25 protein-coding genes, 4 pseudogenes and 2 riboswitches are annotated in these 26,217 nt (G+C 70.7%); of the genes and pseudogenes, 13 read left to right on the plus strand and 16 right to left on the minus strand.

Annotation, left to right across the window (positions count from 1 at the left end):
* Window positions 1-164 precede the first annotated feature (164 nt).
* The gene (locus tag ACFWP7_RS10920) at window positions 165-845 is read left to right on the plus strand and encodes a peptidoglycan-binding protein (protein WP_384379374.1); all 681 of its coding nucleotides are present in this window, start codon (window positions 165-167) and stop codon (window positions 843-845) included.
* 14 nt (window positions 846-859) lie between these two features.
* Here the strand turns inward: ACFWP7_RS10920 and ACFWP7_RS10925 are convergent, their stop codons facing one another.
* Both ACFWP7_RS10925 and ACFWP7_RS10930 read right to left on the minus strand, forming a co-directional pair.
* Window positions 860-1,639, minus strand: coding sequence for a glutathione S-transferase C-terminal domain-containing protein (locus ACFWP7_RS10925; protein ID WP_384379377.1), 780 nt, complete (start codon window positions 1,637-1,639; stop codon window positions 860-862).
* Window positions 1,640-1,731: 92 nt separating this feature from the next.
* Complete coding sequence (locus ACFWP7_RS10930) at window positions 1,732-1,797, minus strand: putative leader peptide (RefSeq protein ID WP_365443830.1); 66 nt, start codon at window positions 1,795-1,797, stop codon at window positions 1,732-1,734.
* Window positions 1,798-1,833: 36 nt separating this feature from the next.
* Window positions 1,834-1,978, minus strand: a riboswitch (SAM riboswitch).
* A 216-nt stretch (window positions 1,979-2,194) separates the two neighbouring features.
* A riboswitch (SAM riboswitch) is annotated at window positions 2,195-2,308 on the plus strand.
* 96 nt (window positions 2,309-2,404) lie between these two features.
* On the opposite strand from ACFWP7_RS10930, the gene ACFWP7_RS10935 reads away from it, so the two are divergent.
* The 5 genes from ACFWP7_RS10935 (at window position 2,405) to ACFWP7_RS10955 (ending at window position 7,535) form a co-directional block, all read left to right on the plus strand.
* Window positions 2,405-2,470 (plus strand): putative leader peptide, encoded by a 66-nt coding sequence (locus tag ACFWP7_RS10935; RefSeq protein ID WP_384379464.1) that lies wholly within the window; start codon window positions 2,405-2,407, stop codon window positions 2,468-2,470.
* A 77-nt stretch (window positions 2,471-2,547) separates the two neighbouring features.
* Window positions 2,548-3,792 (plus strand): LLM class flavin-dependent oxidoreductase, encoded by a 1,245-nt coding sequence (locus tag ACFWP7_RS10940; RefSeq protein ID WP_384379380.1) that lies wholly within the window; start codon window positions 2,548-2,550, stop codon window positions 3,790-3,792.
* A gap of 18 nt (window positions 3,793-3,810) precedes the next feature.
* Window positions 3,811-5,199: an NtaA/DmoA family FMN-dependent monooxygenase gene (locus tag ACFWP7_RS10945; protein WP_384379383.1), complete on the plus strand. Its 1,389-nt coding sequence runs from the start codon at window positions 3,811-3,813 to the stop codon at window positions 5,197-5,199.
* Window positions 5,196-6,392, plus strand: coding sequence for an LLM class flavin-dependent oxidoreductase (locus ACFWP7_RS10950; protein ID WP_384379386.1), 1,197 nt, complete (start codon window positions 5,196-5,198; stop codon window positions 6,390-6,392). The genes ACFWP7_RS10945 and ACFWP7_RS10950 overlap by 4 nt, the downstream gene beginning before the upstream one ends.
* 15 nt (window positions 6,393-6,407) lie before the next feature.
* Window positions 6,408-7,535, plus strand: coding sequence for an LLM class flavin-dependent oxidoreductase (locus ACFWP7_RS10955; protein ID WP_384379389.1), 1,128 nt, complete (start codon window positions 6,408-6,410; stop codon window positions 7,533-7,535).
* Between the two features lie 61 nt (window positions 7,536-7,596).
* On the opposite strand, the gene ACFWP7_RS10960 is transcribed toward ACFWP7_RS10955, so the two are convergent.
* Complete coding sequence (locus ACFWP7_RS10960; protein ID WP_384379473.1) at window positions 7,597-8,613, minus strand: hypothetical protein; 1,017 nt, start codon at window positions 8,611-8,613, stop codon at window positions 7,597-7,599.
* A gap of 160 nt (window positions 8,614-8,773) precedes the next feature.
* Window positions 8,774-9,277 (minus strand): annotated as a pseudogene (locus tag ACFWP7_RS10965) (homoserine O-acetyltransferase); the annotation flags it as partial.
* Window positions 9,278-9,457: 180 nt separating this feature from the next.
* On the opposite strand from ACFWP7_RS10965, the pseudogene ACFWP7_RS10970 reads away from it, so the two are divergent.
* Together ACFWP7_RS10970 and ACFWP7_RS10975 are read left to right on the plus strand one after the other, a co-directional pair.
* Window positions 9,458-9,547: pseudogene (locus ACFWP7_RS10970) on the plus strand (hypothetical protein); the annotation flags it as partial.
* Window positions 9,548-9,611: 64 nt separating this feature from the next.
* A pseudogene (locus ACFWP7_RS10975) lies at window positions 9,612-9,909 on the plus strand (hypothetical protein); the annotation flags it as partial.
* Here the strand turns inward: ACFWP7_RS10975 and ACFWP7_RS10980 are convergent.
* From ACFWP7_RS10980 to ACFWP7_RS11000, 5 genes are all read right to left on the minus strand, one after another.
* On the minus strand, window positions 9,876-10,364 hold the full coding sequence (locus ACFWP7_RS10980; protein ID WP_384379392.1) for a GNAT family N-acetyltransferase: 489 nt from the start codon (window positions 10,362-10,364) through the stop codon (window positions 9,876-9,878). The pseudogene ACFWP7_RS10975 and the gene ACFWP7_RS10980 sit on opposite strands and share 34 nt — an antisense overlap.
* Window positions 10,361-11,827 carry an MFS transporter gene (locus tag ACFWP7_RS10985; RefSeq protein ID WP_384379395.1) on the minus strand — a complete coding sequence of 489 codons (1,467 nt, stop codon included), beginning with the start codon at window positions 11,825-11,827 and terminating at the stop codon, window positions 10,361-10,363. The genes ACFWP7_RS10980 and ACFWP7_RS10985 overlap by 4 nt, the downstream gene beginning before the upstream one ends.
* 119 nt (window positions 11,828-11,946) lie before the next feature.
* Window positions 11,947-12,681 carry a 2OG-Fe(II) oxygenase gene (locus ACFWP7_RS10990; RefSeq protein ID WP_384379398.1) on the minus strand — a complete coding sequence of 245 codons (735 nt, stop codon included), beginning with the start codon at window positions 12,679-12,681 and terminating at the stop codon, window positions 11,947-11,949.
* A complete protein-coding gene (locus ACFWP7_RS10995; protein WP_384379401.1) occupies window positions 12,678-13,196 on the minus strand; it encodes a methylated-DNA--[protein]-cysteine S-methyltransferase in 519 nt (172 codons plus the stop codon). Before ACFWP7_RS10995 ends, ACFWP7_RS10990 begins: the two co-directional genes overlap by 4 nt.
* An 88-nt stretch (window positions 13,197-13,284) precedes the next feature.
* Window positions 13,285-14,775, minus strand: coding sequence for an AlkA N-terminal domain-containing protein (locus ACFWP7_RS11000; RefSeq protein ID WP_384379404.1), 1,491 nt, complete (start codon window positions 14,773-14,775; stop codon window positions 13,285-13,287).
* 306 nt (window positions 14,776-15,081) lie between these two features.
* Between ACFWP7_RS11000 and ACFWP7_RS11005 the strand changes: the two are divergent.
* A pseudogene (locus ACFWP7_RS11005) lies at window positions 15,082-15,494 on the plus strand (hypothetical protein); the annotation flags it as partial.
* On the opposite strand, the gene ACFWP7_RS11010 reads toward ACFWP7_RS11005, so the two are convergent.
* Window positions 15,424-16,137, minus strand: a complete 714-nt coding sequence (locus tag ACFWP7_RS11010; protein WP_384379407.1) for a nucleoside/nucleotide kinase family protein — start codon at window positions 16,135-16,137, stop codon at window positions 15,424-15,426. The pseudogene ACFWP7_RS11005 and the gene ACFWP7_RS11010 sit on opposite strands and share 71 nt — an antisense overlap.
* On the minus strand, window positions 16,134-16,466 hold the full coding sequence (locus ACFWP7_RS11015) for a DUF6191 domain-containing protein (RefSeq protein ID WP_384379410.1): 333 nt from the start codon (window positions 16,464-16,466) through the stop codon (window positions 16,134-16,136). Before ACFWP7_RS11015 ends, ACFWP7_RS11010 begins: the two co-directional genes overlap by 4 nt.
* A gap of 146 nt (window positions 16,467-16,612) precedes the next feature.
* Here ACFWP7_RS11015 and ACFWP7_RS11020 point away from each other — a divergent pair, with 146 nt between their 5' ends.
* From ACFWP7_RS11020 to ACFWP7_RS11030, 3 genes are all read left to right on the plus strand, one after another.
* The gene (locus ACFWP7_RS11020) at window positions 16,613-16,765 is read left to right on the plus strand and encodes a hypothetical protein (RefSeq protein WP_384379413.1); all 153 of its coding nucleotides are present in this window, start codon (window positions 16,613-16,615) and stop codon (window positions 16,763-16,765) included.
* A gap of 74 nt (window positions 16,766-16,839) precedes the next feature.
* Window positions 16,840-17,580 carry an HAD family hydrolase gene (locus ACFWP7_RS11025; RefSeq protein WP_384379416.1) on the plus strand — a complete coding sequence of 247 codons (741 nt, stop codon included), beginning with the start codon at window positions 16,840-16,842 and terminating at the stop codon, window positions 17,578-17,580.
* On the plus strand, window positions 17,577-19,922 hold the full coding sequence (locus ACFWP7_RS11030; protein ID WP_384379419.1) for a glycoside hydrolase family 65 protein: 2,346 nt from the start codon (window positions 17,577-17,579) through the stop codon (window positions 19,920-19,922). Before ACFWP7_RS11025 ends, ACFWP7_RS11030 begins: the two co-directional genes overlap by 4 nt.
* Before the next feature lie 16 nt (window positions 19,923-19,938).
* Here the strand turns inward: ACFWP7_RS11030 and ACFWP7_RS11035 are convergent, their stop codons facing one another.
* The 5 genes from ACFWP7_RS11035 to ACFWP7_RS11055 all read right to left on the minus strand — a co-directional run bounded on the left by ACFWP7_RS11035 (window position 19,939) and on the right by ACFWP7_RS11055 (window position 24,773).
* Window positions 19,939-21,183, minus strand: coding sequence for a serine hydrolase domain-containing protein (locus ACFWP7_RS11035; protein WP_384379421.1), 1,245 nt, complete (start codon window positions 21,181-21,183; stop codon window positions 19,939-19,941).
* Between the two features lie 171 nt (window positions 21,184-21,354).
* Window positions 21,355-22,692 carry a CAP domain-containing protein gene (locus ACFWP7_RS11040; protein ID WP_384379424.1) on the minus strand — a complete coding sequence of 446 codons (1,338 nt, stop codon included), beginning with the start codon at window positions 22,690-22,692 and terminating at the stop codon, window positions 21,355-21,357.
* 73 nt (window positions 22,693-22,765) lie between these two features.
* Window positions 22,766-23,077, minus strand: a complete 312-nt coding sequence (locus tag ACFWP7_RS11045) for a YkvA family protein (RefSeq protein ID WP_384379427.1) — start codon at window positions 23,075-23,077, stop codon at window positions 22,766-22,768.
* Window positions 23,078-23,162: 85 nt separating this feature from the next.
* A complete protein-coding gene (locus ACFWP7_RS11050; RefSeq protein WP_384379467.1) occupies window positions 23,163-23,543 on the minus strand; it encodes a hypothetical protein in 381 nt (126 codons plus the stop codon).
* 306 nt (window positions 23,544-23,849) lie between these two features.
* Window positions 23,850-24,773, minus strand: a complete 924-nt coding sequence (locus tag ACFWP7_RS11055; protein WP_384379430.1) for a MurR/RpiR family transcriptional regulator — start codon at window positions 24,771-24,773, stop codon at window positions 23,850-23,852.
* A 275-nt stretch (window positions 24,774-25,048) separates the two neighbouring features.
* Here ACFWP7_RS11055 and ACFWP7_RS11060 point away from each other — a divergent pair, with 275 nt between their 5' ends.
* Window positions 25,049-26,194, plus strand: coding sequence for a glycoside hydrolase family 88 protein (locus ACFWP7_RS11060; RefSeq protein ID WP_384379433.1), 1,146 nt, complete (start codon window positions 25,049-25,051; stop codon window positions 26,192-26,194).
* Window positions 26,195-26,217: the final 23 nt, after the last annotated feature.

Below are 26,217 nucleotides of genomic sequence, written 5' to 3' on the forward strand. Positions count from 1 at the left end.
AGGCCGAGGGGGGTTACGTACAGTGACGGGTCGCGTGCCGCGTTCGTCCGTTCGTCCGTTCGTCCGTCACGGAGTCGGCCGGCGGCGGTTGAACTCCCGCGCCGGTGCCTCCGTATCTCTCCACGGGGATGGCGGGAGACCGCGTCGCACGGAAGGAGAGCAGTGTGTCGACACCGCCCGAACGCGAGCAGCCCATGCGCCGCCCGGCACTCGAACCCACCTACGTCCAGCAACGCCGCCGGACGGAGGCCCTCGCGGAACTGGTGAGGGAGTTCCGTGAGGATCAGCAGGCCGTCGGCCCGGACGAAAGCCCTGAGTCGATCAGATTGCCGTCGGCGTACCTGGGCGAGACGGAGGAACTGCAGCCCGTCCTGGCCGGCGAGAACTATGCCGCCGACGGGGAGGCGCAGCCGGCGGCGCCGCCCGTGCATGAGCCCGGGCCCGAGCGTGCCACCGGTCCGCGCCGGGCCACGGTTGTCGGTTCGGTGGCGGCGGCCGCGCTGGTCGGATTCGCCCTGGCCATACTGCTGCCCGGCGGTGACGGCGGATCGCGGGCCGGTGCCGCCCCGTCCGCCACGGCCCCCGTCGTCCAGGCCCCTTCCGGCGCCGCCGACCCGGACGGCACCGGCACCCTCCGGGAGGGAGACCGCGGCCCCGACGTGACGGAACTCCAGGAACGGCTCCTCCATATCCCGGACGTGTACGAGAGCGGCGTCACGAGCGGAACCTACGACCCCACACTCACCGAGGCCGTGGCCCGCTTCCAGCGCTGGTACGGGATCCGGGGCGACGAGACGGGCGTCTACGGCAACGACACCCGGGCCGCCCTGGAATCCCGTACGTGACGAGCACTCCTGACCTACAGGTGCCGATGGAAGGCCGGGTGGGCGTCGAGACGTCGCACATAGTCCTGGAGGAGCGCGTACGAGGACAGGTCCTGAGCCGCTTCGAGTGGGACGAGGGCGACCCACAGGTCCACATCGGCCGCGGTCAGTTCCTTGCCCAACGCATAGGGGCCAGAGGCGAGTTGACGGTTCAGCAGGTCGAGGGCCGCCGACCGTTCCTGCGGCGGCGCACCCGGGGTGACATCCCGGTCGAGGAGGTCGCGCAGGGCGTCGATGTCCGCGGCGAGTTCCGCCGGGCGGAGCGGGGAGTGACAGGATCCGGCGCGGTCGGCGAAGAGGTCGCCGAGGTCGCGCAGGATGTCGGGCGTGTGGTTGCTGACCACCCGTCCGCTCCACCGGTCGCACAGCGCGGGGGCGGTCAGCGGACCGTCGTAGTGGTGCCAGGTGGCCTCGTACGCCCCGCGCAGTGAGGCGAACGCGGAGGGGGTGTCGGCGGGGAGCGCCAGCAGAGTGGTGGCGACCGAGTCCTTCAGACCCAGCAGGCCGTGGGTGATGGAGACCCGCAGCGAGAGGGGACAGTGCGCGGACAGATACAACTCGTAGCGGTGCGGGGCCGGGTAGAAGCCGCCGGCGAGACCCACTCCGATACGGCTGCGGAAACGGTGCGGGCGGGCGGACGGGGTGGCGGCGATCCGGGGGTGAGGGACCGCGTCAAGTGAGCCGGGGACGCACGGAGTCGGGGTACACGTGCTGGACGTACCGGAGTTCGGGGCGTGCGAGATTGTCTCGGACATGACTCTCCATGGGACGAGGAAGCCACGGCCACCTTGTGGGCACCGCGGCGGAGCGGAGTGACTGCGCTACGTACCGGTCCGGATCGCTCGGACTAGTAGGCGCTGGAGACACGCAACAGATCGATGTGCAGGCGTCTCGTCAAACCGCTGTTGGCCATTCCCACCTGTCCCACACTCGGGGCTCGCGAGACGCGAGACCACGCTTGTCCCACCGCACCGGCGGGACCCGGTCGTCACCCGGGGCACCCCGTCGCGGTGGAAGGGTTGCCTGCCAGCGAGCCGGGGCCGATGACCTCACGGGCAGGAGAACCTGCCCGAAGGGCGCTGACAATCGTGACCGTCCCCGCCAGTGTCGGTGCGCTCCGTGAGGCCGTCAAGAAGGCCTCCGGCGCAGTCTCACCAGGTGGTCATTCGGCGTGCCTCAGGCTGGACAGGAGGCGTGGAACAGATTGCGCAGCCCGGTGGTTGTCGCTCCTGAGGACGCGCGGCGGTGTGAGCACGACCATGATCCCCGGGCATTGCGCACCGCTGTGGCCTCCCGTAACGTCCCCAGCAGGTTATGAGCGTCAGCGTCAAGCCCTGGCTTGCTGACCGGCAACCCTCCTCCGCGGCGGGGTGCTCCAGGTGACGACCAGGCGGTACCCGTCCCGGGTTCCGCAAGCGCGATGCCGGCGGCCTCCAGCCCGCCGAGCCGGAAGGGCGGAGGTGACGGACGTGCAGCCCGTGCCCCGTCTTCGTGTCCCGGTTCTCGCCCCGCGCCGTCGCGTGCACCTGTACTCCCGGCCGCACATCGATCTCCAGCGCGTGGCCGGCGCGCTCTGTCGTCCCTGACCTGTCACCCCGCCGCCGCACCCTCCCAGTTCGAGGCCCGGCGATCTCACACGGTCGATCAGGAAGGCACCCCTTTCGTGTCCTCGTCAACGTCGTTGCCCTCATCCTCTTCCTCCACCGCCGCACTGCACCTGGCCGTCGCCCTCGACGGCGCGGGCTGGCACCCGGCCGCCTGGCGTGATCCGGTGGCCCGCCCCCACGATCTGTTCACCGCCTCGTACTGGACCGACCTGATCACCGAGGCAGAGCGCGGCCTGCTCGACTTCGTGACCATCGAGGACAGCCTTGGCCCGCAGTCCGCACGCCTCCAAGAACCGGACGCACGCACCGATCAGGTACGCGGCCGACTCGACGCCGTCCTCATCGCCGCCCGTGTCGCGCCGCTGACCAGCCACATAGGGCTGGTGCCGAGCGTGGTGACCACCCACACGGAGCCCTTCCACATATCCAAGGCCATCGCCACCCTCGACTATGTGAGCACCGGCCGCGCGGGCCTGCGGGTGCAGGCGTCCGCGCGGCAAAACGAGGCAGCTCACTTCGGACGCCGGACGTTCCCGAAGCTCCGTATCGAAGACCTGGAGACCCCGGCTCTACAGGAGTTGATCGTCGACCTGTTCGACGAGACCGCCGACTACGTCGAGGCGGTGCGCCGACTGTGGGACAGCTGGGAGGACGACGCGGAGATCCGGGACGTCACCACCGGCCGCTTCGTCGACCGCGACAAACTGCACTACATCGACTTCGAGGGCAAGCACTTCAGCGTCAAGGGCCCGTCCATCACACCCCGCCCGCCGCAGGGCCAGCCCCTGGTCACCGCACTGGCCCACGAGTCCACGACGGGCGCGCCGTTCCGGTTGCTCGCCCGCAGCACCGACATCGGGTACGTCACTCCGCACGACGTCGAAGAGGCGCGTGCCATCGTCGCCGCGGTCCGCACCGAACAGGAGGCGGCCGGACGCGCCGAGGAGCCCCTGCACCTCTTCGGTGACCTCGTGGTGTTCCTGGACAACGACCCCGCCGCCGCGGTGGACCGGCGAGAGCGTCTCGACGCCCTCGCGGGCTACCCGTACACCAGCGACGCGCGGGTGTTCACCGGCACCCCCGTACAACTGGCCGATCTGCTCCAGGAGTTGCGGGAGTCCGGGCTGACCGGCTTCCGACTGCGTCCGGCCGTCGCCGGGCACGACCTCCCGGCGATCACCCGGGGCCTGGTCCCCGAACTCCAGCGCCGCGACGCCTTCCGGCACTCGTACGAGGCCGACACCCTGCGCGGGCTGCTGGGGCTCGCCCGCCCCGCCAACCGCTACGCCGCCCACGTCTGAGCCGGAGGGACCTCACTCATGAGCAAGTCAACGGACAAGCCGCTCAAGCAGATCCACCTCGCGGCGCACTTCCCCGGCGTCAACAACACCACCGTGTGGAGCGACCCCGAGGCCGGCAGCCACATCGAGTTCAGCTCCTTCGCGCACTTCGCGCGAACCGCCGAACGCGCCAAGTTCGACTTCCTGTTCCTTGCCGAAGGGCTGCGACTGCGCGAACAGGGCGGCAAGATCTACGACTTGGATGTCGTCGGACGGCCCGACACCTTCACCATCCTCAGCGCACTCGCCGCCGTCACCGAACACCTCGGCCTGACCGGCACCATCAACTCCACGTTCAACGAGCCCTACGAGGTGGCCCGTCAGTTCGCGAGCCTCGACCACCTCTCCGGCGGGCGCGCCGCCTGGAACGTCGTCACCTCCTGGGACGCCTTCACCGGTGAGAACTTCCGCCGCGGCGGCTTCCTCCCACAGGACGAGCGGTACTCCCGGGCCAAGGAGTTCCTGGCCACCACCCACGAACTGTTCGACTCCTGGCGAGGGGACGAGATCGTCGCCGACCAGGCGAGCGGCACCTTCCTCCGCGACGCGCAGGCCGGAGCCTTCGTGCACAAGGGGCAGCACTTCGACATCGAGGGGCAGTTCAACGTGCCGCGCAGCCCGCAGGGCCGCCCGGTCATCTTCCAGGCCGGAGACTCCGACGAAGGACGCGAGTTCGCCGCCGCCGGCGCGGACGCGATCTTCAGCCGGTACAGCACCCTCAAAGAGGGCCAGGCGTTCTACACGGACGTCAAGGGCCGCCTCGCCCGGCACGGCCGCGCCCACGACCAGCTGCTGATCCTGCCCGCCGCCACCTTCGTCCTCGGTGACACGGACGCGGAGGCGGAGGAGATCTCCCGTGAGGTGCGGCGCCAGCAGGTCAGCGGCGCCACCGCCATCAAGCACCTCGAGTTCGTCTGGAACCGCGACCTGTCCGCGTACGACCCGGAAGGACCGCTTCCCGACATCGATCCGGACCCGGGCGAGCACACCATCGCCCGAGGCCGCGCCCAGGTGCGGATGTACCGCGACCCGCTGGCCACCGCCCGGGAGTGGCGGGAGCGTGCGGCCGCCAACAAGTGGTCCATCCGCGACCTCGTCATCGAGACCGGCAACCGTCAGTCGTTCGTCGGCTCCCCGGCCACCGTCGCCGAGACCATCAACGACTTCGTCCAGGCGGACGCCAGCGACGGCTTCATCCTCGTCCCGCACATCACTCCGGGCGGCCTCGACGGCTTCGCCGACACGGTCGTCCCGCTGCTCCAGGAACGCGGCGTCTTCCGCACGGAGTACGAGGGCACGACCCTGCGCGATCACCTGGGCCTGGCCCACCCCGACGCCGACGCTCCAGCCGTACAGGCCGCGTCATGAAGTTCCTCGCCATCACCCTGATCGTGCACGCGCCGGACCCGGTGACCGGCGTGCGGAAACCCACCAACGCGCGTTTTCGCGAGGTCATCGACAACGCGTTGCTGGCCGAGGAGTTGGGCTTCGACGGCTTCGGTGTGGGGGAGCGGCACGAGCGGCCGTTCATCTCCTCCTCGCCGCCCGTCGTACTCAGCCACATCGCGGCGCTCACCTCCCGGATCCGCCTGTTCACGGCGGTCACCACGCTCAGCCTCCTCGACCCGGTGCGCGCGTACGAGGACTACGCGACCCTGGACCACCTGTCCGGCGGACGGCTGGAGTTGATCATCGGCAAAGGCAACGGCACCGCCCAGCGGGAGTTGTTCCATGTCACGCCCGAGGATCAGTGGGACCGCAACGCCGAGGGCTACGAGGTGTTCCGGCAGATCTGGCGGCAGGACAAGGTGACCGCCGCGACCCGCTTCCGTCCCGAGCTGCACGAGGCCGAGGTGTGGCCCCGGCCGTTCCAGCAGCCCATCCGGGTCTGGCACGGGAGCGCGACCAGCAAGGAGTCGGTGGACCTCGCCGCCCGCTACGGCGATCCGCTGTTCTCGGCGAACGTCACCAACCCCATCGAGCCGTATGCCGAGTTGATCCGTTACTACCGGGAGCGCTGGGAGCACTACGGCCACGACCCGGCCCGGATCGCGGTCGGTGCCGGGTCTGCGGGCTACCACGCGGCCCGTACGTCGCAGGAGGCGATCGCCGCCTACCGCCCGGTCTTCGAGGGGCAGTTGGCGTTCCAGAAGAGCTTGGGCCTGGAGCCGGTGTTCACGACCCTGGAGGACTTCGTGGAGCGCAGCTCGGCGCTGATCGGCAGCCCCCAGCAGGTGATCGAGAAAGTGCACCGTTATCACGAGCAGTTCGGGCACACCGTGCTGCATCTGCAAGCCGACGCAGGCGGGCTGACCGGAGCCCAGCACCGGGCCTCCCTCGAACTCTTCCAGTCCGACATCGCGCCCGTGCTGCGACGGGAGATTCCTGATCCGCCGTTCGCGTGGGGCCCGGTGTTCGCGGAACCGTCGGCGGGCACGAGTACACCCGAGTCCCAGCCGGAGCCCGAATCCGAGCGCGTTTCCGGGCCGGCGTCAGAGCGCGTATCCGAGCCCGAATCCCCGTCCGTACCAGAGCGCGTATCCGCGCCGGCCGACCGCTGAGGAGCACCCGTTCCCATGTCCGACATCCCCCTCGGCGTCCTCGACCTCGTCCCGGTCTCGTCCGGCTCCACCGCGGCCGAGGCGCTGCGCAACTCCATCGACCTGGCCCGGCGGGCGGAGCAGTTCGGGTACGCCCGTTACTGGTTCGCCGAGCATCACCTGAACCCGGGCGTGGCCGGCACCTCTCCGGCGGTCGTCCTCGCCCTGACCGCCTCCGCGACCTCGACGATCAGGCTGGGCTCCGGTGCCGTACAGCTCGGTCACCGCACCGCGCTGTCCACGGTCGAGGAGTTCGGCCTGATCGACGCGCTGCACCCCGGGCGCCTTGACCTGGGGCTCGGCCGTTCCGGCGGTCGCCCGCCGGCCGGGCCCGCCGCGCCGCTGCCGACGGCCACCCCGGTCGTCGACGGCCTGGCCCCGAACGGGCTGCGGATTCCACCGCGGTTCTCCTTCGAGCACCTGCTCGGCTCACCGCGCGTCGCCCTCCAGATCAAGCTGCTCAAGCAGCCGAACGCCGAGTCGCAGGACTACGGCGAGCAGATCGACGACATCCTCGCACTGCTGGCCGGCACATACCGCACAGCGGACGGCGTCGAGGCGCATGTCGTCCCGGGCGAGGGAGCCGACGTACAGGTGTGGATCCTGGGCAGCAGCGGGGGAGAGAGCGCCGAGGTCGCGGGCCGGGGCGGCCTGCGGTTCGCGGCGAACTACCACGTCAGCCCCGGGACCGTACTGGAGGCGGCGGAGGGGTACCGGGCTGCGTTCCAGCCGTCCGAGGTACTCGACAAGCCGTATGTCAGTGTCTCCGCGGACGTCGTCGTCGCCGAGGACGACAGCACCGCCCGCGAACTCGCCACCGGCTACGGCGCGTGGGTTCGCAGCATTCGTACGGCCGAGGGCGCCATCGAGTTCCCGACTCCGCAGGAAGCGCGCGCCCACGTCTGGACCGACGTGGACCGGTCACTTGTCCAGGATCGCGTCGACACCCAGTTCGTCGGCTCCCCGGCCAGGGTCGCCGACCAGCTGGAGCAGCTACAGGAGGCCACCGGCGCGGACGAGTTGCTGATCACCACCATCACCCACGGCCACGCCGACCGGGTGCGCTCCTACGAGCTGCTGGCCGAGGAGTGGCGGCGCAGGTGACACGGCATGCCCGGCGTCGGCCAGTCCGCTGGGCGGGCCGACGCCGGGCAGAGCCTGTGTTTCAGCTCCCGAGGGCGGCGAGGGCGGGCCGGAAACTGGAGGCTGCACCGGACACCGATCGGGGCGTGGTCCAGCCGGAGCCGTTGAACAGGCTCCACAAGACCTGCTCGCCCTGGATCCCCCGCCAGGTCATGTAGGTCGAGCTGCCGTAGACGGCGAGGGCCGGACCGACATCGGTGGTCGCGTAGGGGACGACCTGTGGTGTCGTCCAGACGTCCGGGGAGGACGGGTAGGTCTGGCTCCACCAGATGCGCTGGTCACCCGCGACACCCTTCCACGCCAGGTGTACGCCCCCGCCGGGCGGTGCGGCCAGCGCCACCCCCGCGGAGGTGGAGGCGCCGGGGATAGGCTGCGGGACGGTCCAGGTGTTCTGGCCGGTCGAACCGCCCAGGTACTTGTTCCACCAGACCGCCTGGTCGCCTTCGACGCCCTTCCAGGCCATGTAGGGCTCGCCGTAGCCGATCTTCCGGACCGCCAGGGCCGGGCCGAAGCCGGAGCTGGCGCCGGAGACCGCCTGCGGCACGGTCCAGCCGCCGTAGTAGCTGTTCCACCAGATCTGCTGGTCTCCCGAACCGCCCTTCCACGCCATGAAGACACCGGAGTAGGGGGCCAGGGCGGGGCCGACGGTGCTCAGGGCACGAGGTACCGGCTGCGCCCCGGACCACGTGTTGCCGTCGAACCAGTTCCACCAGATCTTCTCGTCGCCCGCCACGCCCTTCCACGTCATGAACAGCGGTCCGTTCGCCTGCCCCGCCAGCGCCACTCCGGCGCTGCTCGAGGCGCCGGGGACCGGCTGCGGAGTGCTCCAGCCGCTTCCGCCGTTCTGCAGACTGTTCCACCAGACCTGCTGGTCACCGGTGACGCCCTTCCACGCCATGAACGTGCTGCCGGCGCCGAGGTCGGCTGTTCCACTGCCCAGTGCCGTTGCGGGTGAGGTGATGCCGGCGAGTCCCGCGGCCGCGACGGCTGTCCCGCCCAGACGCAGCATGCTTCTTCGGCTCAACGATTCCTGCGACATTGCCAACTCTCCTGTGTGCATAGGGAGAACATCCAAGCGTGCCGGGCCCGTGCTGATCGACCATGGCAGGCGCCCACGGCACGCTGCCAGGAACGTTCCACTGAGCGGGCCAACTGGTCTTCCGAAGTTCACAGAGCACCATCGCCGGGTCGCGCCAGCAGACGAGCTCGCGCACGAGCGCGGCCACCTGTTCCACCTCGATGAGGAAACCGTCGTGACCGTAGGGGGACTCGATCACCCGAAGGCTGTCCGCCGTGGGGATGCCCGCGGCCAACTCCGCCTGTTGGGAGGGTGGATAGAGGCGGTCGGAGTCGACGCCGGCGACCAGGGTTCTGGCGGCCACCCGGCGCAGGGCGGCGCTCGTTCCGCCGCGGCCGCGACCGACGTCGTGCGTGTTCATCGCCTCGGCCAGCGTGACATAACTCCCGGCGTCGAAACGGCGCACGAGCTTGGCGGCATGGTGGTCGAGGTAGGACTCGACCTGGTACCGGCCCCCGTTCAACGGTTCCTCCGCGCCCTGGGGTGCGCGGCCGAAGCGGACCCGCAGTTCCGGCTCGCTGCGATAGGTGACGTGCGCGAGACGCCGCGCCAGGCCGAGTCCTGCGTGCGGGCCCAGCCCGGGCCCGGCGTCGTGGTAGTCACCGTCGCGCCAGTACGGGTCGCTCGGGTGAGCCGCCGCGCCGACCAGTTCGACGAGATCTGTCGCTGACCGCCGTGTAACGGCCCGCGCCTCCCGCCTGCCCGACCGCTCCCGGCGCCCCCTCTGCCTCCGACTGGCTGATCCCGCACGCCCGTTGCCACCCAACGCCGCCTGCCGGGTCCACCGCCGTTGCGAAGGATTCCCATGGCACAGCCCACCACCCTGCCTGTCATCGACATCTCCGGCTTCCGCGCCCCCGACACCGACCGGCCCACCTCCCTCGCCGAACTCCGGGCAGCCGCCCACGAGGTGGGCTTCTTCTACGTCACCGGGCACGGTGTTCCGTTCTCCGTACGCAACCCCGGAACAGATCGCCGACCACATCGAGGAGTGGTTCCGGGGCCGCGCAGCCGACGGCTTCAACGTGACCTTCTCGTATCTGCCGGCCACACTCTCCGACTTCGCCGACCTGGTGGTCCCCGAAACTGCGCCGCCGCGGCCTGTTCCGTACGCAGTACACGGGCACGACCCTGCGCGAGCACCTCGGTCCGCCACGACCGTCGTGGCGTGGCTGGCCGATGCCAAACGGGCGGTGGTTGAAGCGCTTTGGCGCAACAGGCCGTCAACGAGACGGCGACTCAAGCGCCTTGGTATAGCAGAAGCAGAACGGGTTGCCGTCGTACGGGGCGTACGGCGGCACCTGCTGCCAGCCCTCCCGTACGTAGAGCGCCTGGGCCTCCGGCTGGAACTCACCCGTCTGCAACCACAGGCGCTCGATGCCGAGCCCGAGCGCGGAGGACTCCACCGCCGAGAGTGCCTCCTTGGCGAGACCCCGGCCGCGATGGTCGGGATGGACGAACACCCGCTTCACCTCGTGACGGTCCGGCAGCCTGCGCAACGAGGCGGTGGCCACGGCCACCTCGTCCGCGTACGCCACCCAGGTGACGACGATCTCCTCGGCCGTCGGCTGGGGCGGCCGGACGCGGCGGTGGGCGACCGGTGCGTAGCGTGGGGCCAGTTCGGCGGACATCTGCTCGCGGAGCAGGGCCGGGGACGGCGCGTCCCAGTCCTCGGTCACCCAGCGAGCGGTGGTGGTGGGCGGCAGGGTCATGACGGTTCCTTGTGAACGGGTGCGGACTGACGGTGTGCGGAAGCCGGGAGGGCAGGCGGGCCTCGTCGGCCCGTGAGGCGAGGGCGAAGCAGCGACAGGGCGACGGCCACGGTGAGCAGCCCCGCACAGAGGAGCGTCGCGTGGGCAAAAGCCGTACGGGGCAACCCCGTTGCCCCTGATGAACCGCGCAGGTAGCTTCCGGAGACGGCGCTGAGGGCGACGGCGGCGGCGATGCGCTGGGCCATCTGCAGAATGCCGCCGGCCACTCCGGCGGCCTCGGCCGGTGCGTGCTGGAGGACCTGGGCCTGGTTCGGGGCGATGGTGAGGCCGGCGGCGGCGCCCGAGAGCAGTTGCACGGCGGCGAGCACCAGGGGGAGTGCGGTACGCGGGGCGCTGACGGTGGCCGCTGCCCCGGCCAGCAGCGCGAGGATCCCCAGGGCGAGGCCGACCGTGACGGTGTGCGGTCCCAGGTGGCGCACCACCCGCCAGGCCACGGCCGAGGTGACTCCCATGGCGACGGCGGACGGAAGCGTGACCGCGGCGGCGGTCAGCGCGGAGAGCCCGAGTCCGCTCTGCAGGAACATGGTCAGGACAAGCGTCGCCGCCAGCGAGGACCCGAAGCTCGCCATCGCGATGCCCGTCCCGAGCGTGTACGGGAGCGAACGCGCGAGCGCCGGATGCACCAGCGGGGCTCGCCCGGCCCGTACCCGCAGCCGCTGCCCCACGGCGAAACAGCCGGCCAGGACGAGTGCGGCGCCGGCCCACAGCGCGGCAGCCCGGCCACTGCCCGGGGTACTGATGAACGGCAGCATCAGAGCGAGGGTCAGCGCACCCGCCCACATCAGCCCCCACCAGTCGAGCTGACTCCGCCTGCCGGTCCGTCGTGTCGCCGGAAGCCAGCGGAACGCGAGCCAGAGGGTGAGCAGCCCGCAGGGGGTGTTGAGGAGCAGGCACAGCCGCCACCCCGGTTCCGGGCCGAAGGCCGCGACCAGGGCGCCGCCGAGGCCCGGCCCGAGCGCGGCGGCGACACCGCCGGTGACCGCGTACAGTCCCAGCGCGCGGGCCCGGTCCAGGCCGCTGAAGACGTCCTGAAGGGTGCCGATGACCTGGGAGTTGACGAGACCGGCCCCGGCGCCCTGTACCAGTCGCGCGACGATCACCATGTCCGGCCGCCCGCCGGTGGCGGCTACCACGCCGCACAGCACGAAGGTCGAGAGCCCCACGAGGAACAGACCTTTGCGACCGCGTACGTCACCCAGGCTGCCGCCGGGAACCAGCATCAGACCGAAGGTGAGCGAGTAGCCGGCGACGATCCACTGCACGTCGCTGGGACCGGCCTCCAGCGACTGGCGCAGCGCCGGCACCGCGATGTTGAGGACCGACTGGTCGAGCAGAGTCGTCACCCCTGCCGCCATGCACACCAGCAGCACCCGCCGGGCGGCGCGATCTTCTCCCGGGAGCATGCGCACATGGTCACATCGGCGGTCGGCCCGTGTCTCCGGCTGCGGCTGCCTGTTCGCAGAACAGAAACACCGCGTTCGCAAGCCGAGAGCGGGGCAGCGCGGCCGAGCCGACGGTGGCGTCACGCGGCGTCATGGAAAACGAGGCCCAGCGTGTGACGGCGCCCTGAGTGGACGGTGCTCACGCCGTGCCGCATCGGGCCGCTGGACCAGCCCCGCCGGGAGGCCACCGGCCGGTCGCGGGTCGTGAAAATCAGACCGTGCCCCTGCGGCAGGGTCGTGGCGGAACCCCGCGACTGCGCACGGGGACGCTGCTCGGTCATCAGGAACTCGCCGCCGGTGAAGTCGACTCCGGGGGAGTCGAGGCCGACGACGACCTGGAGCGGGAAGAGCATCGGGCCGAACACATCGCGGTGCAGGGCGTTCCAGTCGCCGGGCCCGTAACGCAGCAGGATCTGCGCGGACTTGGCCTGCCCGGCCGCATGGCACATCGCCAGCCACTCCTCCAGGCTGTCGGGCCAGGGCGCGGGCTGCCCGAGCCGGCCGGCCCAGTCGCGCGCGATCGGCAGCAGGCGTGGGTAGAACGCCGCGCGCAACTCCCTTACCACATCGGGTAGTTCGTGGGTGAAGTAGCGGTACTGGCCGGAGCCGAAACGGTGCCGGGCCATGTCGACGGTCGTACGGAAACGGTCGGCGTCGTCGTACAGGGCGCTGATCTCGTGGCACTCGTCGGGCGACAGCAACGGGCCGGTGAGCGCGCTGCCGTGCTCGTCGAGCGCGGCGGCCAGCGCCTTCCGGTCACCGGCCCCGACGCGGTCGGCCAGGTGCGCCACCGCGGTTCGCGCTGTGCGGGTCATGACGACACGGCAGCGGCCGGGCGCACCTTCTCCAGGTCCAGAAGCCGCTGCTTGCGCTCCATACCGGCCGCGTAGCCGCTGAGCGCGCCGTTCGCGCCGATCACGCGGTGGCAGGGGCGCACGACGAGCAGCGGATTCGCACCGATGGCCGTGCCCACGGCTCGTACCGCGGCCCTCGACGCGCCGATCCGCGCGGCGATGTCGCCGTAGCTGAGGGTGGTCCCGTACGGAATGACCTCCAGGGCCTTCCACACCCGTTGCTGGAACTCGCTGCCACCGCTGACGTATTCGATGTCGAAGTGGGTCAGCCTGCCCTCGAAGTAGGAGCGCAACTGGGAGGCGATCTGCGCGAAGGCGTCCGCGTCCTTGATCCAGCCGTCCCGGACGACGGCGGCGGATTTCTGGCCGGGCATCGACAGCGAGGCGAGCGCCGTGCCGCCCTTAGCCGTGGCCGACTCCTCGCCCACGAGCAGGAGTTCACCCAGCGGGCTGTCGATCGTCGTGTAGACCGTCATCAGTCATGTCCTGTCTTGAGTATCCGTTCATCTCTTCCACCTCCAACAATGAGGTGTGCCGAGCGCAGAAGCTGGCGGGATTCGGACGTCACGCTTCGGCAGGCCGGAGCCGGTCGGCGGCAGCGTTCCAGAAGTGGTGCATGGCGTAGGTGCGCCAGGGCCGCCAGGCTTCGGCGTCGACCGGATCGGCGCCCGCCCGGCGCATTCCGGCCTGGACGGCCACGTCTCCGGTGAGCAGGACATCCGGGTCGCCCAGGGCGCGCATCCGGATGTAGCCGGCGGTGCGGGGGCCGACGCCAGGCAGGCCGAGCAGCGCCTTCTCGGCCTCGTCGCGGTCGGCGCCGGCGTCGAGGCGCACGGTGCCGTCGGCGAGCGCGCCGGCGACCGTACGCAGGGTGCCGCGGCGTGCGTCGGGCATGCCGAGCTCTTCGAGCGACGCCTGCGCGAGGTCGTCGACCGTGGGGAAGACATGCGTGAGCCCACCGCTGGGCACCGTGAGGGGCTGCCCGTACGCGGCGACCAGGGCACCGCCGAGCCTGCGACCGGCGGCCACGGAGACCTGCCCGCCCAGCACCGCACGGACGGCGAGTTCGTGAGGGTCGGCGGAGCCCGGAGCCCGCAGCCCGGGCCGCAGCGCGACCAGCGGCGCGAGCGCGGCGTCGGAGCCCAGCCGCTCGCCGACCGCGTACGGGTCGGCGTCCAGGTCGAACAGCCGCCGGATCCGCTGGGTGGCCGTGGTCAGGTCGCGCAGATCACCGAGGTGCAGATGGCAGGTGAGCCAGCCGCCCTCGCCGAGCACCTCGCCGACCTCTGCGATACCGCTGCCATGGGGGAGGTGGAGGGTGCGCCGGTACGTCCGCCCGCCGCGCTCGCCGGTGAGTTCCTCGACGCCGGTGACGGCCCGCTCGCCGAGGTGGTCGAAGACCTCGGCGGCCGCGTACGGGCCGCGGTGCGCGAGCCGCAGCGGCACCCCGCCCGCTCCGTTCGCCGTACCGACCGATCCGTAGCGTGCGGACCGGCCCGGTTTCGCCGCGCGCAGCCCACTGGGGGTGACGGCGTAGATCTCCCGGACGGTGTCGTTGAACTGCCGCACGCTGGCGAACCCGGCCGCGAAGGCGATCTCCGCTGCCTGCAGGGTCGTGGTCTGGAGCAGGATCCGCGCGGTGTGGGCCCGTTGTGCCCGGGCGAGTGCGATCGGTCCCGCGCCCACCTCGGCGTTCAGCTGCCGCTGCACCTGCCGGGCGCTGTAACCGAGGCGCGCGGCGAGCCCGGCGACGCCCTCACGGTCCACGACACCGTCACCGATCAGCCGCATCGCACGGCCGACCGCGTCCGCGCGGACGTTCCACTCGGCCGAGCCGGGCACCGCGTCGGGGCGACAGCGGCGGCAGGCCCGGAAACCGGAGCCCTGCGCGGCGGCCGCGGTCGGGAAGAAGCGCACGTTCTGCCGCTTGGGGGCGGTCGCCGGGCAACTGGGGCGGCAGTAGATCCCCGTCGTGGCCACGGCGAAGAAGAACTCGCCGTCGAACCTTGCATCGCGGCTGCACACCGCCTCGTACCTGCTGTCGTCGCTCGTCACCCTTCCACTGTGGGCCAGGACACCGCACCCCGCTGGCGGAAATCGGACATCACGCTCATGGCGACGCACGCGCGCAGGGCGCCACGCTCCGGGCGACCACGGCGGCACGCGTGCGGGGCCTCTACGCGCAGGCGTCCGTCGCGACCCTGGACGTGAAGCTCGCGCAGGTCACGCACCCGCGCTCACTGTGGCCGACGGGGGCTTCGGCGCCGCCGACACCTGGCGCGACGACATCTCGTGCTCCGGGCGCCTCGTCAAGCGCGGCAGCGGCTCGTCGACCCATCTTCCTGATGGTGTCCAGATACCGACGACGGCGACCGTGTGCGCAGGACCGCGAAGGCCGACGTGACCTCGGCGGGCGACCTGCGCCTCACGCACCCGCCCACGGAGAGCGTGGACCACTTCGCCGCGCGCGCGGAGCGCACCCAGGAACAGGTGGCCTCCGCCCCGGCGGCCGACCCACGTGGCTACGGCAACCCGGATGACGGCCGGCGCCGCCTCGTCACCTCCACGGCCCCCGAAGCGACCCCGGCGCTTCTGGCGTACCGCCCGACCTGCACATCTTCGCCGTCCGCTATGGACCGGCGGCCCCCTTCACCCAAGCTTTCGAGCAAACCCCGGCCGGACTCACGGTCCGCACCGAGGCGTTCACCGCGCTGATCGGCGATCCTGCGGGCGATGCGCGTGGGGAACCCGAGCTGGAAGTCCACCTCCGCTGACCGCCGAGCCCACCACCAGGTCGGCGCGGTGCCGTGTCGCGTCGATCAGTTCGGCGTTGCGCTGGTCCGTGCCGAGGACCCAGGCCACCGCCGTGTCGTGGTCCTTGCCGAACTCCTCGTGCCGGGCCACGAGACGGCGTACGCGCTCAGCCTCGTCGAGCTCGCAGAACCAGACCTCGTCCAGCTGCGCCCGCACCCGGGTCCAGGCGTCGTCCCCGAGCAGGAGGTAGTTGCCCTCGGTGATGACCAGGCGGGCGGTGCGGGGGACCGGGACGGCACCGGCGATGGGCTGTTCAAGAGTGCGCTCGAAACCGGGCGCGTAGATCAGGTCGTCCTCGTCCTCGCGCAGCCGACGGAGCAACGCCGTGTACCCCGCGGCGTCGAACGTGTCGGGGGCACCCTTGCGGTCGCGGCGGCCCAGGCGGTCCAACTCGGCGTCCGCCAGATGGAACCCGTCCATCGGCACGTGGGCGACCCAGGCGGGCCCGTCGCCGTTCAGCTCCGAGACCAGACGCTCGGCAAGCGTGGTCTTGCCCGCTCCGGGGCTGCCGGTGATGCCGAGGAGGGCGCGGTGCCTGGGACGTACGAGGGAAGCGGCACGCTCGAGCAGGCCGGCGAAGGCCAGCGGCTCGTCGAGGGTCACGGGCGCTCCTGCCGGGCGGCCCGCGGCATTCGGACGACCGCCGTCCTGCCGTCCAGATCGACCGTCGTCCGGTTCGGCGGCGCCCCGTCCTCCTCGTCGTCCCGCATCACCAGCGCCGACTGACGCTCCTTGAGCTCGTTCTGCTTGCCCGGCGAAAAACTCGCGTGGAGCTGCTCGAACCCTGTTGCGGATATCTGCCCCTGCCGCGCGCCGTTCCGCCAGGGCAGCATTCCCGCCCGGCCGAGCCGTAGGAACAGCTGGTCGAGGAAGGCCAGCAGTGTGAGCAGGATGACCAATCCCGGAAGGGTCATGAAGACGACGAATCCCATGGCTCCAGTATCGGGGCCGACAGGTCGATTCCGGCCAGTCCGGCGGCGCCCAGCGCCTCTTCCCGGCGGATTCGGCTTATGCTGACGCGACTGTTGAATTCTGGTCAACATTCGGCACCGCAGCGGCCACGTACGGGGAGAACACTATGTCGCAGCAGAGCCCCACGTTCGCCCCCGACAGCTACCGGGCGTACTTCGACCATCTGCTCGGCTGTCAGAAGTGCAGCACCCCACCGCGGCGCTGCGAGGACGGAACCGCGCTGTACCGGACCTACCGGGCGGACCTGAAGAAGTCCTAGAGGGACCCGGCCGCCCCGCGGCCGTGTGGCGTGCGCCACCCCGTGGTCTTCGCACTTCGGGGCACACTGCCCGTATGACAGAGCAGCTTGGTCTTCCGAAAGAAATCCTGGCCTGCCTCTTCGATCTCGACGGGGTCATCACCAAGACCGCCGTCGTCCACGCGGCTGCCTGGAAGCGGACGTTCGACGAGTTCCTGCAGCACCGCGACGGCGACGGATTCCGTCCCTTCGACGACGCCGACTACAACGACCATGTGGACGGACGCCCGCGGGCCGACGGCGTTCGCGCCTTCCTCGCCTCGCGCGGCATAGAACTGCCCGAGGGCGCAGCCGACGACCCGCCGGACAGGGCGACCGTCCAGGGCCTGGGCAACCGCAAGAACAACCTGCTCCTGGAACTGATCCGCAGCGGCGGCGTCGAGGCGTACGACGGCACGCTGCGCTATGTCGAGGCGGTCCGCGCGAGCGGACTGCGGACCGCGGTCGTCTCCTCCAGCACCAACTGCCAGGACATCCTGCGCGCGGTGGGCGCCGAGTCCCTCTTCGAGGTCAGGATCGACGGCGCCGTCGCCGCCGAACGCAAGCTGCCGGGCAAGCCGAAACCGGACACCTTCCTGGCCGCGGCGCGGGACCTCGGAGCCGATGCGTCGCAGGCCGCCGTCTTCGAGGACGCGCTGGCCGGCATGGACGCGGGCCGCTCGGGCCACTTCGGCTACGTCGTCGGTGTCGACCGAGTCGGCCAGGGAGCCGCACTTCGCGCACACGGCGCGGACATCGTCGTACGGGATCTCGCGGAGCTGGGGGAGAACGCGTGATCACTCACACGGCCTACGCCGTCGAACCGTGGGCGCTGCGCGAGCACGTCCTCAACCTGGACGTGCTGCCGCAGAGCGAGTCGGTGTTCGCGCTCTCCAACGGCCATGTCGGCTGGCGCGGAAACCTCGACGAGGGCGAACCGCACGGCCTTCCCGGCTCCTACCTGAACGGTGTCCACGAAGTCCACCCGCTGCCGTACGCCGAAGCCGGATACGGCTACCCGGAATCCGGCCAGACGGTCATCAACGTCACCAACGGCAAGATCATGCGACTGCTCGTCGACGACGAGCCGTTCGACCTGCGCTACGGACGGCTCCACTCCCACGAGCGCGTCCTCGACCTGCGCACCGGGCTGCTCACCCGGAGCTGCGAATGGACCTCCCCGGCGGGCGACACGGTCCGCGTGCGCTCCACCCGGCTCGTCTCCTTCACGCAGCGCGCGATCGCCGCCATCTCCTACGAGGTGGAGGCCGTCGACTCCCGGGTCCGTGTCGTCGTCCAGTCGGAACTGGTCGCCAACGAACAACTGCCGGGCCGCAACGGCGACCCGCGGGCAGCGATCGTCCTGGAGGCTCCGCTGAAAGGGGAGGAGCACTTCGCGGAGAACGGGCGGCTGAAACTCGTGCACCGCACCCGGCGCAGCGGACTGCGGGTCGCCACCGCCGCCGACCACACCGTCACGGGACCCGAGCCGACCACCACGAGCAGTGAGAGCAGCGCCGACATCGCCCGTCTCACCGTCACCTCCGTCCTTGAACCCGGACAGAAGCTGCACGTGGAGAAACTCGTCTCGTACGGCTGGTCGAGCACCCGGTCCCTGCCCGCTCTGCGGGCGCAGGCCGACGCGGCGCTCGCGTCGGCCCGGCACGGCGGCTGGCAGGGCCTGGTCGACGAACAGCGGTCCTACCTCGACGACTTCTGGGCCCGCGCGGACGTCGAGGTGGACGGCGACGAGGAGATCCAGCAGGCCGTCCGGTTCGCGCTGTTCCACGTCCTGCAGGCCGGGGCCCGCGCCGAACAGCGTGCGATACCGGCGAAGGGGCTCACCGGATCCGGATACGACGGCCACGCCTTCTGGGACACCGAGACCTTCGTGCTGCCGCTGCTCACCTACACCGCGCCCGGCGCGGTCGCCGAGGCACTGCGCTGGCGTCAGAGCACCCTGCCCGCCGCCCGCGCGAGGGCGGTCCAACTCGGCCTGCGCGGCGCGGCGTTCCCCTGGCGGACCATCGAGGGCTCGGAGGGCTCGGCGTACTGGCCGGCCGGAACCGCCGCCTTCCATGTCAACGCCGACATCGCCGACGCCGTCGTGCACTACACGACCGTCACCGGCGACAAGCGGTTCGAACGCGACACCGGGGTCGAGCTGCTGGTGGAGACGGCACGCCTGTGGCGCTCGCTGGGCCACCACGACCACCAGGGCGGTTTCCACATCGACGGGGTGACGGGCCCCGACGAGTACAGCGCCGTCGCGGACGACAACACGTACACCAACCTGATGGCCCGTGCGAACCTCCTGGCGGCCGCGGACGTCTCCGAGCGCCACCCGCGCAAGGCGGAGTCCCTCGGGGTCGACGACGAGGAGAGCGCCGCCTGGCGCGACGCCGCGGGCGCCATGCACATCCCCTACAACGACGAACTCGGCGTCCACGAACAGCATGCCGGGTTCACCGGCTATCAGCGCTGGGACTTCGCCGCCACCCGCCCCGACCAGTACCCGCTGATGCTGCACTTCCCCTACTTCGACATCTACCGCAAGCAGGTCGTCAAACAGGCCGACCTGGTGCTCGCCATGTACAAGTGCAGCCCCTACTTCGACGACGAGCACAAGGCCCGCAACTTCGCCTACTACGAGCCGCTCACCGTCCGCGACTCCTCCCTGTCGGCCTGCTGCCAGGCCGTGATCGCGGCCGAGGCCGGGCACCCCGGGCTCGCCTACGACTACTTGGTCGAGGCCGCGCTGATGGATCTGCGGGACCTGGAGAACAACACCCGGGACGGCCTGCACATCGCCTCGCTCGCCGGCACCTGGATGGCCCTGGTCGCCGGTTTCGGCGGACTGCGGCACCACGGCGAGACGCTGGCGTTCAAGCCGCGGCTGCCGGAGCGGTTCCACCGGCTCGCCTTCAACCTGGAACTCCTCGGCCGCCGCCTGCGTGTGGAGATCGGGCCGGCCACCGCCACGTACTTGCTCCTGAGCGGCGAGCCCCTGGAGATCCACCACTACCGCGAACCCGTCACCCTCGACCCCGACAAACCGCACAGCCTCCGCATCCCGGCCCCCAGGCTGCGCCCCGCCCCCGACCAGCCACCGCACCGGCGGCCGAACAGTCACGGGTGAGGCGCAGCCAAGGACGTCAGTCGCGGGCGATGTCCGGAGCGATGTCCTCGTACCGCTCCACCTGGTCCACGTTCGCCGTGCCGCGCGCGGCGGCCGTGGTCTGCGGTTTGCCGCAGAAGGCGGATTCCAGCGTGCGGCTCAGGGTGGTGAGCACCGTGGAGTTGTTCGAGGTGTTGGCGAGCGCGGTGACGCTGCGCTTGCCGTCCTTCGAGGTGAACGCGTACGTGTAGTAGCCCTGGACGGTGCCCGTGTGCCCGTACACGGAGACACCGCACGACAGGTCGCGGCGGCGCAGGCCAAGGCCGTAGCCCTGGGTGCTGTTCACCGGCGTCCACTGCTGCATCTGCGCGAGCTGGGCGGCGGACATGAGCCTGCCGCCGAGCAGCGCGGAGAAGAAGGTGTTCAGGTCGCGGGTGCTGGAGATGATCGCGCCCGCGCTCTGCGCCCAGGACACCGTCTGCTCGGTGGAGTCGACCAGGGAACCGCCTTCATCGGGCGGGAGGTAGCCGTTGGCGTGGCGGCCCTGGATCGCGGTGTCGGGGTGGACGTACGACGTGCTGGTCAGGTTCAGCGGCGTGATGATGCGCTGCTGGTACTGCGTGCTGACGGACTGCCCGGTGAGCTTCTCGATGAGCATGCCCCCGACGACGAAATTGGTGTTGGAGTACGAATAGGCCGCGCCCGGCGCGTTGGTGGGCGGCTTCTCCAGGGAGAGGTCCACCAGGTCCTGGTAGCTGAACACCTTGTTGCGTACGGCCTCGAAGCCCGGGACCGTCTGCGCGAACATGTCGTTGGTGTAGTCGTACAGACCGCTGCGGTGGCTCAGCAGATGGCGCACGGTGATCCGGTCGTCGGGCAGCAGCCCCGGAAGATAGCTGTTCACCGAGGCGTCCAGGGCGAGCTTGCCCTCGTCGACCAGTTGCAGCAGCACCACGGCGGTGAAGGTCTTGCTGACGCTTCCGACGCGGAACCGGTCGCTCGTGGTGAGGGCCCGTCCGGTGACCCGGTCGGCGTCTCCCTCGGACAGTCGGTGGACCGTGCCGTTGTCGTCGACCCGCACCATCGCCCCGGGTGCTCCCTGAGCCAGTGCCGTAAGCAGCACCTCGCGCAGCCCCGCGTCGTCCGGCGCTGCCAACTCCTCTGTCGCGACGCTCGCTTCACGCCCGGTGCCGGTGGGGGCCGCCGCCTGCGCGGGCACTGCCAGGAGGGACACCAGAACCGCGCCCAGCGCCGTACTCATGCCCACTGTTCCTGAGACCATCTGAATTCTTCTCCCGATCTGTCACTGCCGGTGCGGATTCCCGGCCCGGCACCGCGCCGCGGAGCGGGCGTCGGCATCATTTCTACGCATCGGAGGGCACGCGGGTTGCATTGCCCATGAGGGAATCAGAAACAGTGAACCGAAAGAAGTGAGTTGGAGCAGGCGGGAGTGTCAGGCGCCGAAGAGCTGCGTCCAGTAGGTGCCCATCCTGCCGCCGCCTGCCAGGCCTATCCCCAGGTGGGTGAAGGCGGGCTTGAGGATGTTGGCGCGGTGGCCGGGGCTGTTCATCCAGCCGAGGACCACCTCGGCGGGGGAGCGCTGGCCGCAGGCGATGTTCTCCCCGATGCTGCGGCGGGTGCTGCCCGCGGCGGCGGCCCGGTCCCAGGGCTGGGTGCCGTCGGGGGAGGTGTGAGAGTAGAAGGCGCGGGCCACCATGTCGTCGCTGTGCGCCTGCGCCGCGTTGGTCAGCAGCAGGTCGACCGCCAGGGGCCGCAGACCTGTCGCGGTCCGTTCGGCGTTGGTGAGCGCGACGACCTCACTCGCTGTTCGTGCCAGCTCACCGGGGCTGAACGGCCGTGCCCACAGAGCCGTCCAGTACAGATCGCCGGAGCGGTCGGCGACGTAGGCAAGGCCGGCCTGGCTGAACGCGGGCTCGCACAGTGTGCGCCGGGACTGCTCGGTCGACAGGCAGTACTCCACGAACTCGTCCGGCGTGCGCGGGCCGGAGACCAGGTGCTCGCCGACGGTGAGATACGCGTATCCGGTGGAGGTGACGCGCTGGTACACGGAGGTGCCGTCCGGGCTCTCGGAGCTGAGGACCCCGCGCGCTGCCATGTCGGAGGCGTGGACGCGGGCCGCGGCCGCCAGCCGTGCGTCGAGGGACACCGGCGGGGAATCGGCCCTGGCGCGTGCGGAGTTCACCAGGCCGAGAAAACCGTCCGTGTCGGGCACGGAGTTCACCTGCCGGGCCTGCCCGTTGGAGTAGGGCGCGGTGTTCCCCCGCCCGGCTGTTCCCACCGGCGCCGAGGTGTCCTCGGCGACATCGACCCCGAAGTCCCGCGCTATGCCCGCCAGCCCGTCCGCGTATCCCTGGCCCAGCGCGCGCAGTTTCCACGCGCCGCCGCGCCGGTAGATCTCGGCGAGCAGCAGGACGGTCTCCCGCTGCGGACGCGGCGGGGTGAAGCGGGCGAGGACGTGCGAGCCCGGTCCGGTGACATACAGGGTGGGCGCCGGCAGCCGGGCCAGTGGAATCGCGGGGTCGGCGGAGCTGATCACCACGGTGACGCGGCCGGCCCCGGCCCGCAGCCCGAGGGGATCGATGGTGAGCTGCTCGCCCTGGAGCCGCGCGCCGGACGCGGTCGGCTGGTTGTAGAACACGAAGTCGCTGTCGCCGCGCACCTTTCCGCCGTCATCGGTGATCAGCGCACTGACGTCGAAAGGGCCCGGCACCCGAAGGGTCAGGATGCCGCCCGGAAGGGCCACGTTGGCCCCGGGAACCAGCTCGGTCATGGTGCCGCCCCGTCGACGTAGAGATCCGGAACGGCCTTCGACGAGGGCATTCACGCCAGGGGCCGTCGGATGGTCAACGGTCCGACGGCGTGCCGGGGTTCCCCTCGACGCTCGGACGGTCACCTGTTGCCGGGCGCATCGACCGCAGGGCCAACAGGAGGGCGCCGATGTCGTCCAGGTAGACGGGGTCGGGCAGCAGATCGGCCGGAAGCACGAGATAGACGACGGCGCCCCAGAAGACCCAGCGGGACCCGGCCGGAAGCCCGGCCCGGCGCAGCTCGCGGCGGGCACGGACGAGCCGGACCAGCAGCGCGATCGCGACCCCGAGCGCAGCGGCGCCCAGGATCGCGACGATGACGATGACCGTCCAGGTCGTGGAGTCCATGTGTCCGTCCAGAGCGCTCGGCGGGCCGTTGCTCCTTCACGTCTTCCCGCTCGGGCCCTTCCTATCGCGCCGGGCCGGGCCGAACTCAGGTCCGCGCGGTGTTGCCGTCCACGAGCGCCTGGCTGACGGCACGGATGCTGCGGGCGATGTGCTGAAGCTGCAGGACCTCCGCCGCGTACAGCTTGATGGTGTGCTCGATGACGCCCTCGTGCAGGCCGAGGGCGGGCAGTTCGGCGCGGGCGGTCTGCAGGGCGGTGCGGGCGACCCGTATCTCGTGCTGCACCTGGATCTGCGCGTGGCGGGCCAGCAGCACGGGGTGCTTGATCAGCGCGGGATAACTCGCGTATCGGGTCGGCACCAGCTCGCGCAGCCATCTGACCGCCGAGCGCTCCCAGTCGAAGCTGCCTGGGGTCTTGACCTGGCACGGCCAGTCCGAGGTGATCGGTGAGTACGTCGTCAGGGCCATGTTCATCGCTTCCGGGTTACGTCGGCGGGGGAGTGCGGTGCGGCCCCGGTCTAGGGGATGGCCGGGGCCGCCACCATGGCCACCCGGGACCCAGGGCGGGTAGGAGCGGAGAGCCCCGGGTGGACGCGAGCAGTATTTATATATACCGCCGGTTACGCAAGAACATGAAAAAATTCATGCTGGATTTAGTATGAATGGTCCGGTTATGTGATGTTGTGTAATGATCCACGGACTCGCGGAAGAGCCTCGGAGATCGCGGCTGAGCCTCAGCCCTGCGCGGATGGGCCTCAGCCCTACCCGGGAACCTCAGTCCTTGAGGAAGAACTGGTGCTGCTCGGCGACCTGCTCGTACTCCTCCAGGCGGGCCTGCGTCCGCTCCGGATCGTCGTCGGTCATGGCCTGGAGCAGTGCCGCCGACATCACCACGGGCGCCGCGTAGGAGTCGAAGACGAGGCGCGAACCGGTGCCCGTGGCGAAGGCGACGTCGGCCTCGTCGGCCACCGGGCCGAGCGCCAGGTCGGTGATCAGGGCCACCCGCAGGCCCGCGCTGCGTGCCACCCGTACCGCGGTGAGCGTCTCCTGGGCATGTCGGGGCATGTCGAATGCGAGCACCCAGGTGCCGCCCGCCTCGCGGGACTGGAGCAGCGCGTCGTAGGCGACACTGCCGCCCCGGGTCACCAGCCGCACATCCGGGTGGATACGCCGCGCGGCGTACGCGAAGTACTCGGCCAGGGAGACGGAGATGCGCAGCCCCAGCACGGTCAGCGGCGCCGACTTCGACAGCGCCCGGCCGACGCTGATCACCTGGTCCGGATCGGCGAAGTCCCGCCGCAGGTTCTCCAGATTCTGGATCTCGGCGTCCACCGCCGCCTGCAACTCGTTGCTCGTGGCTTCCGTGGGCGTGCCAGGGGTGCTGCCGAGCGTGCTGAGCGCGATCGACTGGAGCTTCTCCCGTAGCGCGGGGTAACCACTGAAGCCGACCGTCGCGGCGAAGCGCGTCACCGAGGGCTGGCTCACACCCACACGCTCGGCGAGGTCGGTGATCGACAGGAACGCCGCCTCGGTGATGTGCTCGATCAGGTACTGCGCGATGCGCCGCTGTCCGGGGGAGAGCCGGGGCCCGTCGAACAGCTCTCTGAGCTGGGACGTGGGAGCCGCGCCCGTCTCCGGGGCCGTATTCCCCGAGGTGATGGCGGATGCCTGCGCGCGTGCCTGCTGCGGCGATGGCACGGATGTGCCTCCTTCGTGTCCCACGAGCACTCAACATAGCTCACGGACCGTGTTGGACCGGGTGGGTGGCACCGGGCGTGACATGGGCGGCTCCCGTTCATCGCAAGCATCGAGATGGCGCCGTGACGTACGCCTCTCCGGGTCACCTCGTTCTGCCCGCTGAACGGAGTCGGAGAGTTGAAGTCCCCTCGTATCACGGCTACTTGATGACGAGCCATGGACACCGCGTGACCCGGGAGCCGAGGATGTAAGCCCCATCCGTAGGAGTTGTTCATATGCATAGACGACGCCTGCTCTCCGGCGCGGCCGCCCTCACCGCCTCCGCCGCTCTCGTGCCCTCACTGACGGGCACCGCACAAGCAGCCCCGGACGCCGTCTCACCCGTGCTGCCGTCGAAGGCCGAGATCACCACCATCCTGCGGCGCGTGGCCGACCAGTGGATCGCCACCCACACGAACTCCGGCGACAACGGTTGGGCCAACGCCACGTTCTTCAGCGGCCTGCTCGCCCTGCAGCGCCTGACCGGCAGTGCCCGCTACCTCAACTACGCCCGGAGCTGGGCGGAGAAGCATGCGTACGGCCTCATCGGCGGTGTGGCCACCCGCCACGCCGACAACCACAACGCCGGACAGGCCTACCTCGACCTGTACGCGCTGGAGCCCGACACGGCGAAGCTCACCGCCATCGAGACGTCCCTGCACAGGATGGTCTACACGGACCAGCCCGCCAAGAACGACGACTGGTGGTGGGACGACGCCCTCCACATGGCGATGCCGCCCTTCGCCCGCCTGGGCGCCCTCCGCCAGGACCCCCAGTACTGGGAGAAGCTGTACTCCCTCTACAACCACACCAAGCGCATCGAGGGCGGCCCCGGCCTGTACGCCGCCGGCACGGGGCTTTGGTATCGCGACAAACGCTTCCTGCCGGGCGGAATCCTGTCCCCGACGGGCAGGCCGGTCGTGTGGTCGCGCGGCAACGGATGGGTGACGGGCGCACACGTCAAGACCCTCAAGGCCCTCCCGTCCACCGAGCGGCACACCGCCGAGTACCGCGACACCCTGATCCGGCTGGTGACCGCCCTGTCCGGCGTGCAGCGCACCGACGGCTTCTGGAACGTCAACCTCGCCGACGCCGCCCATCTGCCCGGCCCCGAGACCAGCGGCACGTCCTTCTTCCTCTACGGCACGGCCTACGCGGTCGCCGCCGGCCTCGTCGACCGTGCCACCTACCTCCCGGTCGCCGCCCGGGCCTGGAACGGCATGGTCGCCACTGCCGTTCACGCCGGCGGTTTCCTGGGCTACGTCCAGAACGTCGGCGACCGCCCGGAGTCCAGCCAGCCCGTTACCTACGACTCCACCGCGAACTTCGGTGTCGGCGCCTTCCTGCTCGGCGGCACCGAGGTCGCCCTCCTCGCAAGCTAGTGCCGTGATCATGACGGTGCCCC

The sequence above is a fragment of the Streptomyces sp. NPDC058470 genome, assembly GCF_042721055.1.
Classification (GTDB): Bacteria; Actinomycetota; Actinomycetes; order Streptomycetales; family Streptomycetaceae; genus Streptomyces.